This is a genomic window from Actinocorallia lasiicapitis (assembly GCF_054778695.1).
Genome location: NZ_BAAGZI010000001.1, coordinates 85,834 through 97,040, shown reverse-complemented (window position 1 = coordinate 97,040; position 11,207 = coordinate 85,834). Strand labels below are relative to the sequence as shown.

Annotated in this window: 11 protein-coding genes; 6 read left to right on the top strand and 5 right to left on the bottom strand. The window is 66.2% G+C overall.

Annotated features, from left to right (window positions below; genetic code table 11):
• The coding region (locus tag ACYVE7_RS00490) for a hypothetical protein (RefSeq protein WP_460362169.1) at positions 1-584 on the top strand (584 nt) is incomplete at its 5' end.
• A gap of 64 nt (positions 585-648) precedes the next feature.
• Here ACYVE7_RS00490 and ACYVE7_RS00485 read toward each other — a convergent pair.
• From ACYVE7_RS00485 to ACYVE7_RS00470, 4 genes are all read right to left on the bottom strand, one after another.
• On the bottom strand, positions 649-1,374 hold the full coding sequence (locus tag ACYVE7_RS00485) for a hypothetical protein (RefSeq protein WP_460362167.1): 726 nt from the start codon (positions 1,372-1,374) through the stop codon (positions 649-651).
• Positions 1,371-1,898 carry a hypothetical protein gene (locus ACYVE7_RS00480; RefSeq protein WP_460362165.1) on the bottom strand — a complete coding sequence of 176 codons (528 nt, stop codon included), beginning with the start codon at positions 1,896-1,898 and terminating at the stop codon, positions 1,371-1,373. Before ACYVE7_RS00480 ends, ACYVE7_RS00485 begins: the two co-directional genes overlap by 4 nt.
• Complete coding sequence (locus tag ACYVE7_RS00475) at positions 1,898-3,124, bottom strand: hypothetical protein (RefSeq protein ID WP_460362163.1); 1,227 nt, start codon at positions 3,122-3,124, stop codon at positions 1,898-1,900. The genes ACYVE7_RS00480 and ACYVE7_RS00475 overlap by 1 nt, the downstream gene beginning before the upstream one ends.
• A 314-nt stretch (positions 3,125-3,438) precedes the next feature.
• Positions 3,439-4,512 (bottom strand): hypothetical protein, encoded by a 1,074-nt coding sequence (locus ACYVE7_RS00470; protein ID WP_460362161.1) that lies wholly within the window; start codon positions 4,510-4,512, stop codon positions 3,439-3,441.
• Positions 4,513-4,900: 388 nt separating this feature from the next.
• Here ACYVE7_RS00470 and ACYVE7_RS00465 point away from each other — a divergent pair, with 388 nt between their 5' ends.
• Complete coding sequence (locus tag ACYVE7_RS00465; RefSeq protein ID WP_460362160.1) at positions 4,901-5,257, top strand: hypothetical protein; 357 nt, start codon at positions 4,901-4,903, stop codon at positions 5,255-5,257.
• Between the two features lie 101 nt (positions 5,258-5,358).
• Positions 5,359-6,557 (top strand): IS3 family transposase gene (locus ACYVE7_RS00460; protein WP_460362159.1). Its coding sequence is split into 2 segments (ribosomal slippage): positions 5,359-5,623 and positions 5,623-6,557, totalling 1,200 coding nucleotides; the frame shifts between segments, so codons are not numbered across the junction.
• 63 nt (positions 6,558-6,620) lie between these two features.
• Here the strand turns inward: ACYVE7_RS00460 and ACYVE7_RS00455 are convergent.
• Positions 6,621-8,504 carry a hypothetical protein gene (locus ACYVE7_RS00455; RefSeq protein ID WP_460362158.1) on the bottom strand — a complete coding sequence of 628 codons (1,884 nt, stop codon included), beginning with the start codon at positions 8,502-8,504 and terminating at the stop codon, positions 6,621-6,623.
• 323 nt (positions 8,505-8,827) lie between these two features.
• Between ACYVE7_RS00455 and ACYVE7_RS00450 the strand changes: the two genes are divergently transcribed.
• The 3 genes from ACYVE7_RS00450 to ACYVE7_RS00440 are packed head-to-tail and all read left to right on the top strand — an operon-like array spanning position 8,828 to position 11,159.
• Positions 8,828-9,268 carry a hypothetical protein gene (locus tag ACYVE7_RS00450; RefSeq protein WP_460362156.1) on the top strand — a complete coding sequence of 147 codons (441 nt, stop codon included), beginning with the start codon at positions 8,828-8,830 and terminating at the stop codon, positions 9,266-9,268.
• Positions 9,269-9,280: 12 nt separating this feature from the next.
• The gene (locus ACYVE7_RS00445) at positions 9,281-9,520 is read left to right on the top strand and encodes a hypothetical protein (RefSeq protein ID WP_460362154.1); all 240 of its coding nucleotides are present in this window, start codon (positions 9,281-9,283) and stop codon (positions 9,518-9,520) included.
• Positions 9,521-9,530: 10 nt separating this feature from the next.
• The gene (locus ACYVE7_RS00440; protein ID WP_460362152.1) at positions 9,531-11,159 is read left to right on the top strand and encodes a SulP family inorganic anion transporter; all 1,629 of its coding nucleotides are present in this window, start codon (positions 9,531-9,533) and stop codon (positions 11,157-11,159) included.
• Positions 11,160-11,207: the final 48 nt, after the last annotated feature.

Sequence of the window (11,207 nt, the reverse complement as noted above, 5' to 3'; positions counted from 1 at the left end):
CGTTCCTGACCGGCACCGGTCCGACGATCGGGGCGACCGCGGTGAGCAGCACCGTGTCGGGCACCACCGCGGCAACGGGCGGGGCCGGGACCATCGGGGTGAGCACGGCGGCCGTCTCGGGCGGCCTGTCGGCCGGAATCGCGATGAGCGTCCTGGGCAAGGCGGCCCTGGTCGTGGCCGGCTTCCTGGTGGTCGTCGGGGCGGGCGCCGCGATCGTCGCCGCGACCTCCGACCCAGATCCGAAACCACGCCAGACCGTCGCCGCGCCGACCCCCTCGACCCCGGTACTCAGCCCCGTAGGAACGGAATGCGGCAAGCTGACCACACTGTCCGGCACGGTCTCCCCGGTGATCGTCCTCCACGGATCGCTGAACTGCGCCACCGCCATGAACGTCGGCCGCCAGTACTTCACCGCCATCAAGCAGGGCAAAGCCCAAGGACAGGGCCTCTACGCCGACATCGGCAAATGGCACTGCTTCGCCCCCTACGTCGAGGGCCGCTCCCACGCCGACTCCTACCTCCAATGCACCGACAACCCCCAAACCTCCCAAACCGGCGAAAACTCCTTCAAAATCGGCGAATAGCAAGCGGATCGCGGGGTGAAGGCCAGCGGCTGCCGAGGAGGCCATCTCCTGGGTGTCTCGGACGTCAAGGGGCGATGGGGTAGGCCTTGACGCCGTGGGGTGAGAGTTCGGTGACGATTTTGACGGTGCCGACGACGATGGAATTGTCGGAGTCGGCGTTCTTCCGCGCCCAGGCGGTGGCCTTCGCGCGGAGAGCCTTGTTCGTGGGGAACAGTTTCTCGGCGAGGCGGACGACCATTGACGTGCAGTAGACGGTGCCCGTGCCGAGCGTGCAGGAGCCGCCGATGTAGCGGATCTGGTTCTTCTCGTCGTATTCCAGATCGAAATCGGCATCGAGGTCGTCGTCGCCGGGCGGGGTGCAGTGCAAGCGGTGCGCGCCTCCGCGCTGGGGCTTCAACTCGGCTCGTTCCGCGCAGACCCAGTTCTTCTGGCCCTTGAGCCAGTTGTCGACGAGTGCACCGATGGTGACGTCCGGCAGGAAGGCGTGGCGGGACTCGGGGAAGCCGGCCGCCTGGGCGCCCGGCGTGTCGGGGCCCTGCTTGGGAGTGCCGAAATAGCCGAAGGCCGTCCCGCCGATCGCGCCCGCCCCGGCGCAGACCGCGACCAGAACGACCGCGAGCGCGACCTTCGCCCTCCCGGACGACGGCCGTACGACACCCGGCGTCTGCGGCCCCGAAAACCGAGGACCTGGCGGGACGACCTGAGACGGGACGACCTGAGACGGGACGGGCTGCCATGCTCTGCCGTCCCAGTAGAAGCGCCCGTCCGGGGAGAGCGCCGGGCCGTTCATGAGACTCCCTGCAGGTAGAGGCTGACCTTCTCGGCGCGGCTCGTGTCGAGTGAGTAGCGGTAGCCGGCGATCCGGCCGTCGGAAATCGTCTGGGCCTCGGCCTTGCGGGTGATCCAGACCCGAACGTCGCCGACGACCTCCGGGTAGTCGGCGAACGGCAGTTCGGCGAACCACGAGATGAACGCGAGGCTGCTCGGCGATGCGATCACCTCGCCGTCCGGCTCCCAGACGCTCGCATGGATCTCGTTCACCGCCCCGCCTTTCTCGCCTACCTGGGCCTCGAATTTGGTTTCGCCGATCTGGAGTTCGCACGTATCCGCGGCGCAGGTGTAGCCCTTGCCGGTAAGCGCTGAGTAGATGTCCGCCGCCTTCAACGCGGGCACGCAAAGACCGCCGTCGGACGGGCAGTCTTCCGGCCCGTACCCGCCGGCCTTGCCGCTGGCCACGTTGTAGGCGAGGGCGGCGCAGCCCGCGCCGACGGCGACCGCCGCGGCCGCGGCGACGCCGAGTACGCGCGAGGCCATCAAGATCTCCCTCGGACGTGGGAGACCCACTGGCTGCGGAACGCGCCGGCGCTCAGCCCGGTGACGTTCTTGCAGATCCCGTCGAACGACGGCAAATCGACGAGGGCGTTATCAAGCGTGTCGTCATATTTGATGACGTTCGCGTAGAACTCGACGGCGGCGTCCCTGCCTTTGATCTTCTCGACGAAGGTGAAGACGGTGCTGCCCACGGCGTAGTTCCGGCTGATGCCCTTGCCATAGAACGACTTGCTGCCGGGGAACTTCCCGTCGAACCCGGAACGTGCGTAGGCGTGCTGGGCAGCCATCAGTCCCGGTTCTTCCAGGTTCTCCACCCAGCGGGCGAAACCTTCGACCGCCCAGCGCGGCGGACCGAGCCCGCCGAAGGGGGAGCCCGCGTCGACAGCGCGCGCCGCCACCGCGTGCGCCAGCTCATGCCGTATGACGAGCCGGGGGTTCGCCCCGTCACTGGCGATCCGCGGAAGGTTGATGACGATCCGGCCGCCGGCGAACTGCTGGTCGTAGATCTCGCCGTTCTTGCGGACGCCGAACTGCGGGATCTGCACGCCTTCGAACCGGTCCATGTTCTTCAGCCCGTACCACTTGTTGAGGTTCGCCGCGTTGTTGGTGAAGAACAGCACGCTGCCGGGGAATCTGATCCGGTCACCCCACAGCGCGGTGACCTTCGCGGACTCCGAGCTCGCCGCGTCCTGGTAGGCCTTGAGGTCGCGCACCGTGCTGTCGGCGACCAGCCAGATATCGCCGGCCTGGAGCACCGTCAGTTTCTCGTCATGCCAGGGCGCGTTGGTGAGGAGCGACCGGCCGCCGTAAATGTCGTCTTCGGCGTTCCTGGAGCCGGTGATCCCGGTGATGACGAGCTTGCCGTCCTTCCGGGACGCCGTGTACCGGTAGGCCTCCGCTGGGGAGATCCCGCCGACGCCGCCGTCCGCGGCCAACCGCATCACGGCGATGACCGGGGAGAACACCAGCGGTTTGCCGTCCACCACGGGCATCGTCACCGACTTCTCGGTGATGTAGTGGAAGTCGTCCCAGGTGAACTGCGAGAGGTTGGCGAACAGCGCCTTCTCCCGGTCGATCAGCTTCTGGTCGCCGGGATCGAGCGCGGCCAGCCAGCCCGCCTCGTCCTTTGCCCGCAGTGCCGCGGCCCGTCGAGCGAGGATCTCGTCGAGCTCCTTGCGCCCGCCGGTCGCGTCATACCCCCCGAACATGTCCGGTTCGTCCTCAAAGCGAGGCCGCGCGGGGGTCCCCGCACACCCCGAGACCGCGAGCACCCCGCCCAACCCTGACGCCAGCACCCGTCGGCGCGACCAATCGCCGCCTTCCGTCACCATCCACCCCCTGACTGCTGTAAATGATCTTAAGTCGGGCACTGTACTAGTGGCGGCCTCGTTCTCCTCCGCCCCTCTTGTCCCTATACGGACAAATTTGAGGATTTCCGGCTCCGCGGCGGCCGTGCGGCCGGAGGTCTGCTTCGACCACGCGATGACGACCTCGCCGACTTCTCCGGGTTGTAGGCCACCGCTCAGCGAGACTTCAGCAGGAGGGGGTCGGTCTTGGCGTTGGGGACGTCCTCGATCCCGCCGCCGACCGCCCAGTACTGGTCTGTGCCGGGGATCCGGGTGGCGGCGACGACGTAGTAGCCGAACGGCGAAGAGGGCCTTTCCGGCTCGGGGGTGACGGGGTCGTAGTTGATCGTGGAGATGCAGCAGCCGGCGGGGACGGGCTCCGGGGGATCGTAGGTGAGGGCTGTGCCGTTCCAGTGGGCGTAGTGGCTGGTCAGCGGAGTTCCGTAGGAGTGCCGGATCTCGATCTGGACCCAGATGTCGTCGTCGTTGACGACGGAGAAGTCGAGGAACATGTCGATGGCGGTCGGGTCGACGGCGTGCGCGTCGATGCCGAAGAGCTCGTGCCAGGCGTTGTTCTGGAACTTCGAGACCCAGCCCAGTGTGTTGCTCTCTCCCTGGCCGCCGGGTTCTTTGCGGCGGCTGATGCCCCAGATGCCGTCGGGGCGGATCGTCCTGTGCCAGGCCTGGGGGACGGTCGTCCAGGAGGCGCCGTTCCAGAAGCAGGACTCCAGCCAGAAGTCGCCGTTGATGAAGCTGGGGACGCCCCAGCTGCAGGCTTGGGGAGGAGTCGGGAGCTTGGTGAGGGTGGTGCCGTTCCAATGGGCGAAGGCTCGGGTGCCCTCGATGCCGTAACCCTGGATGAAGACGTTGCCCGGGCCCTTGGCGTAGATCTTGGTGACGCTGCCCATGCCGCCGAGGAAGCCCCACGGGTCGTAACTGGTCCAGCGGGTGCCGTTCCAGCGCTGGGTGACCGGCTTGGCTGGGATCGGGCAGATCCGGTGGCGGACCGGCTGTGGCCCGCCGGTGTCGGGATAGCTGGTGACGGTCTGGAAGTAGCAGATTTCGCCCTGGGTGCCGACGACCCAGACGTCGTTCGGCCCGGTGGCCTCGACGTCGGCGAAGGCGCTGCGCGGCCAGGTGAAGTTCGCGGTCACCCGGTCCCAGGTCAGGTCGGCGTGCGCGGGGGAGGACAACGGCAGAACCGACGCGAGGACGGCCACCACCACGGTGGTTGAACGGAGGCGCTTCATCTCACTCCTTAGGAAGAGCTGCCCCGAACACTGGCGCGCCCGCGCCGCTCCCCGCCTTGTCCACGCGCGAGAAACACCGGCCCCTTTTAGTCGGATCCGACGAACGGTCATCAAGCCTGCCAGGGACGCGAACCCTGGACCCGCTGATCAAGAGTTAGCTGCGTCCCGCATCGCCAGGTGCCGGCAGGGCCGTCTGATGATGAAGTGCCCCGATTCCGAGCAGCGCCCGTGATGCTCCGTGTGGGTGCGGCTGGTCCTTAAGATCCGCCCGTGTTCACCTCGCGCATCTGCGGTTGCTCCGGCCACGGCTCTCACCCCTCCGCCGCCCTTGGATGAGACCGACCTTTCTCTCGCCCTCGGGCGAACCCGGAGCTTCTGGAAGACCTGGATGATCACCTATGTCGGTCTGGTGCCCTACACCCCGGCAGCGGGCGAGGCCCCGACGAACTGGACCCCCCAGGACACGACGTGGGCCGCCGTCATCACCGTCCGCACACTCCACAACAGCCCGATCCGCATCCACCCGACGCTGACCGTCCAGTCCACCGAAGGCACCTTCGGCGGCTTCCTCGGCCGTAACAGCCCGACCGAACTGAGACCCGGAGAGCACCTGGAGCTCCGCGCGCTCCTCAGAATCAGAAGCAACCGCGACAACATCTCCCTGCTACTCGACCTGGGCATCCCCGACCAACCCCGCTTCTCCCTCGTCACCGGCAAAAAGAACCAGAGCAAGACCACCGGGTAAGGCGCCTCAGTCGCTTTCACCGGACCACGGAGTTTGACCCGCCCCGAAGGTTCCGGACACCATCCCCACTAAGATGGGATGTCCGGAAAGGATGAAGATTCTTGGTTCGTTCGAAGAGGTCTTTCTCTCCTGAATATCGGGAAGAGGCCGTCAAGTTGGTGATCGAGTCGTCCCGCCCTATCGCGCAGGTGGCAAAGGACCTGGGCCTCAATCCGGGCACGCTCGCGAATTGGGTGAATGTCTATCGTCGTGAGCATGCGGATGAGGAACCAGCTCTGACGGTCGAGGAGCGGGCGCGCCTGAAAGAGCAGGACCGGATCATCCGGGAGCTCCGGATGGAGAACGAGTTCCTGAAAAAAGCCGCAGCGTACTTTGCGCAAGAGCAGCAGTGAGTTCAAAGTTCGAGTTCATCGACGCGGAGTACGCCAACCCTACGGTCGTCATTGACGATCACTGCTCGACTATCATGCAGATGTGCGCCTGGCTCGGCGTATCCCGCTCCGGATTTTACGAATGGAGAACACGCCCGGAATCAGCGACCGCCCGCCGGCGAGATGACCTAAAAGCCTGGGTGCAACACTTCTTCGACGCCTCCAACGGGACGTACGGATACCGGCGGATCCACGCCGACCTGGCAGACCACGGCGTGCCGGCCGGGCCCGAGCTCGTCCGCTCCATCATGCGCGAGCTCGGCTTGGAGCCCTGCCAGCCCAAACCCTGGCGACTCAGCCTGACCGAACAGGACGGTCAGGAGCACCAGATCCCCGACCTCGTCCAGCGCGACTTCACCGCGGCCGCGCCAGGCAGCAAACTCGTCGGGGACGTCACCTATATCGAAACCTGGGAAGGCTGGATCTATCTCGCTACTGTCATCGACTGCTTCACCAAAGCCGTCATCGGCTGGGCGATCGGCGACGACTACAAGACACCCCTCATCGAGAAAGCCATCGAAATGGCATCCAGTAATCACGACCTGGCCGACGAGGCGATCTTCCACAGCGACCGCGGCAGCAATTACACTTCCAAGAAGTTCGCCGCGACACTGCGCCGCCTCCGCATGCGTCAATCCGTCGGACGGACCGGCGTCTGCTGGGATAACGCAATGGCCGAGTCGTTCTTCTCCGCACTGAAGAACGAACGCGTCCACCGCACCGAATACCCCACCCGCGACCATGCCCGACGAGACATCATCCGCTACATCGAATTCTGGTACAATCCCAAACGCCGCCATTCAGCACTCGGCTACAAAAGCCCCGCCCAAGCCCACGCCGAATACCTGAACAACCAGCTCGCGGTATGAGCCGACCGTAAATACAGCTGTCCGGAACCTCCGGGGCACCTCAGTTCGTTCCGTGGTGGTGATTCAGCTGCTGACGGGGCGGTGGGCGGAGGCGAAAAGAGGTTGGACGGCGCCGGTTGCGGGGTGGAACCGGAAGCCGAGAATCCAGGCGCTGAGGTTTCTGGTGATGGGGTCTTGATGGCCGCGTAGGTGTTCGAGGAGTTCTTGAGAAAGGTCCGGGACACCTGGCTTCTGCCGGTCCTGGGCGGTGACGGCCAGGAGGTAAGCGAGGGCTCGGGTGTAGAGGTACTGGCGCGGGTTGTCGCTCGGTTCCAGGGCGAGGACGCGCAGGTGAGGTTCCAGTGTCAGGCGCAAGCGCTGGGTTTCGGCGGATTCGCGTTGGGCGCCGAAGCAGTCGCCGATCGCGAACAGGACGGCGTGCAGCTCGTTGAACTGGGCGGTTCCCGCGTTGTCGTCTTTGATGATCGTGATGGCGTGTTCGAAGGCCGTCGCGAAGATGGTGCCGACGGTGGAGTCGCGTTGCTGGAGGAATCCAAGCGCGAACAGAGCCCGTACGCGTAGCCAGGATTGGTGTTTCTCCGCGTCGAGGAACTGTTCGATGGCACCGACGACGGGTTCGGTCATGCCGGCGGCGCGCAGGGTGTCGATGGAGCGGCGGCGCAGGATTCCGGCGTTCTGCAGGAGCATGTGCCGGAACAGGGTCTTCATGCCGGGGAGGATGTGTGCGGGGACGTCCCGGTCGTCCAGGGAGTCGGCGGCTTGCTGGACGGCGTCGAACCAGGGTTCGCCGGGGTCGGGGAAGTCGTTGCAGATCTCGGTCTTGGTGTCGAGCAGGTACTGGAGTGTCGTGGCGATCCACCGTGTTCCGGCGGCGGCGTCGGGGCGGGTGGTCTCATCCTGAAGGGTGACGATCAGTTCTCGGAGTTTCCCTTCGACGGCGGAGAGCTCCGCTGGGGTGATCGAGGGGTCGGTGATGGCTCTCTGCCACATGCCATGAGAGGCCGTCCCCCGTTCACGCAGGGTCGCGTTCGGGCGGATCGCCCGGTTGTAGAGCATGTTCATGACCAGGTCGCCGTCGTTTCCGCGGGACCACTCGTGGGGGATTGCCAGGGCGAGTTCGAGGTCGAGACTGCGGCCGGGGTAGATGCTGGCCTCGCGCATCTGGGGTGCGCGTTTCAACAGCTCACGTACCCAAACGCGCAGCGCCTGCTGGCGGGTCTCGGAGATGACGGCGGCATCGGTACTGAGGAGGACGGCCTTGGTCACGGCACGCCAGATCCGGAAGCCCAGCGGGTCGTTGCGCAGGGCTCTGTCGATGTCGGGTCGGGTGAGTCCGAGCGAGAACTTCAGCAGGCTACCGAGCAGGATGAGCGCTTCGACGTTGTCCGGCGTGGGGGGAGCCATGCCGATGAGGATCAGGTGGTCGACGAGCAGCTTGATCTTCTCTTGGAAGTTGGCGCGCAGGTCGCTGTGGGTGTGGACGGGATCGGTGTTGGGCGGTGCGCCGCTTTCCCGGGCGAGGAACAGGTCGACCATCGCGGAGGCTTGCCGGAGTACTTCGGGGTCGTCACGAGGGTCCCGTTCCAGCTCGGTCAGGAGATTGTCGATGCTGATCTTCGTGGACAGTCGTGTGCGGTTGCGCAGGCCCTGCATACGGGCGTTGAGCTTGCCCAGGCCGCCGATGCGTTCCAGCCGTCGGATGGCGTGGGCGCCGATGGCGAAGTCAAGTTTCTCGAGCATGTTGTCGGTGAGGGTGTCTCCGGCCAAGACCTTCGACAGCGAGCTTTCACCGATGCCCGCGGCTCGGGCGATCGTGTTCTGGCTGGTGCCCTCACGTTCGAGGCGGGCGAGCTGCGTCGCCGTCGCGAACCTGACTAGCTGGGCCGAGTCGGCGACGTCGACGATGCGCTGGACGGGGCGCTGACGCTTACTCGCGTGTGGGGGCATGTTCTGAACCTACGTCCATCGTTGTCCTTTGCCCTAGTGCTTGTTGTCAGAACCTTCCCTTCTCGTGCGCGGGGGCCGTGACAGGCGCTCTGGTCGCGAGGTGAGGCCGCAAAGAGTGCTGTCGCGGGCTGTTGGCGAGGTCCACAGTGGTCTTAACGCGAACGGCTCTCCTCCGCATTGCGGAGGAGAGCCGGGAAGAGCCGGGAATGGGATCGAGTTGCGGTCGGGCCCATTCCCTCCACCAGCCACTCCGGAAAGGGCCTGACATGGTGGTCTCTCGAATCCAGGGTACGCCTGTTCACGATTGGGCGGTACCGTTCACCATGATCACCAAGGGCGATGGATCGCCGTTGGTGTATCTGTCCGGCTATCGCCGGCCCGACTGGACGCTCCTGCTGTTCCTGAGCTCGGCGTTCATGGCCTGGTCCGTCATCAACATGCCGGACCTGGCCGCCGACGAGGGAGTCTGCGGCATCGCCTATGGGGCGTGCGCGCTGCTCACCTACATCGCGGGCGCCAGGTACCGACACGCGAAACTCACAGTCGCGATCCGGTACTGCACCACGCAGCTTTTCCTCGGCATCGTCATGATCATGACGCGGCCGGTCCTCACCGTCCAGGACGAGCCATGGCCGCTCCCCTCGGCACTCATCCCCATCGGCGTGTTCGCGGTCCTCGCCGCACACGTGAAGCTGACCCACGCACTCACCCGCCGATTCCCCACCGGCCGCCTGACCGGCGGCTCCGTTTCCAGCAACCGGTAGGAGAGATTCCTCATGGCACGTCCGATGATCCCGCTCGAACCCCTCATGTGGGTTTGTCATCTCTGCTCGCAGAGCTGGATTCCCGATACCTGGAAGACCAAGGTCAAGCGCCGCCGGTTCACCGGCAGGATCATCGCCTGGCACCGCTGCCCGAACGGCCACCGGCACCGGGGCGCCGAACCGGCGGTCTGGCGCGAGCAGCGGACCAGCAGCGCCGTCCGCGGCGGCTACCGGCTCACGCCGCTCGGGTGAGGGGCCAGAAATGAGGACTCCCGACGTGAGGTCGCTCCTGCCCCGCAGGAGCGACCTGGACGCTCTCCGCAAGGATCCGCGACGTGACCTGCTCGCGGGACTCACCGTGGCCATCGTCGCGCTGCCGCTGGCCTTGGGGTTCGGTATCGCCTCCGGGCTCGGCGCTCAGGCAGGGATCGTCACCGCGATCATCGCCGGAGCGGTCGCCGCCGTGTTCGGCGGCAGCAACCTGCAGGTGTCCGGGCCGACCGGCGCGATGACCGTGGTCCTCGTACCGATCGTCGCCGAACACGGCCCGTCGGGCGTGCTCATGGTCGGCCTCCTCGCCGGCATCCTGCTGCTGGTCCTCGCGGTGGCGGGCATCGGCCGGACGGTCAAATATCTACCCAAGCCAGTCCTTACCGGATTCACCGCCGGAATCGCCGCGGTGATCGCGTTGCAGCAGGTGCCGATGGCGCTGGGTGTGACCGGACCGAACGAAGACAGAGTCATTTGGGCCGCCGCCGAAGCCCTCCGCCAGTGGGCGGACCACCCAGGATGGATCTCCCCGATCATGGCGCTCACCGTGTCGGTCGTCATCGTCGTCGGCACCCGGCTGCGTCCCACTTTCCCCTTTTCGCTGGCCGCGGTCGCCTTGGCCGGTATCGTCACCGCACTGGCCGATCTGCCCATCAAGCAGATCGGAGCGCTGCCTGACGGACTGCCCGCACCATCGCTGGCCTTCATCGAACCAGGCGCCGTGGTCAGCCTGGTTCCTGCGGCGGCAGCCGTCGCGGCGCTGGCCGCGCTAGAAAGCCTGCTCTGTGCCTCAGCGGCGGACGCGATGCGACCTGGGGAACGACACGACCCAGACCGTGAACTGTTCGGCCAAGGGCTCGCGAACCTTGCAGCACCTCTGTTCGGGGGAGTGTCGGCGACTGCCGCGATCGCCCGCACCGCCGTCAACGTTCGCGCCGGCGCGCGGTCGCGCCTCGCCTCGTTCTCCCATGCGCTCATCCTGGCGGCAATCATCTACAGCGCCGGCGGGTTGGTCTCGCAGATCCCGCTCGCGGCCCTCGCGGGCGTTCTGCTCGCCACCACCGTGCGGATGGTCTCGACGGCGGAAGTGACCGGGATCGTCCGCGCCAACCGCAGCGAAGCCCTCATCCTGATGCTCACCTTCGTCATCACGGTCGCCTTCGACCTCGTCACAGCCGTCGTCGGCGGTGTCATCGTGGCCGCGGCAACAGCATTGCGGGCGGTCGCGCAGAACGCTCGCCTCAAGGAAACCCCCCTCGAGACGATCACCACCGACCACCCTTTCCTGGCCGGAACAACCGTCAAATACAACCTCGACGGTCCCCTGTTCTCCGGGACCGCGCACCGCTTGCTTCTCGAACTGGATCAGCGGCAAGGCCTCGACGACCTTCAGGTCGTGGTACTCCGCATGTCCAGCGTCTCCTTCCTCGACTCCACCGGCGCCGACCAACTCGCCGAGACCGTCTCTCGGCTCGAACAACGCGGCATCAACATCCTGATCACCGAACTACGCGCCGAACACCGCCGCATCCTCACTGCCCAGGGCCTCGACCGCGACGACCTCTTCTTCCCCGACACCCACACCGCTCTCACCCACGCCCGCGCCCTGGTCACGAACTAACGTCCCGTGCGGAGGTTCCGAAGGAGAGCTTGCCGCTCAGTTCGCTGG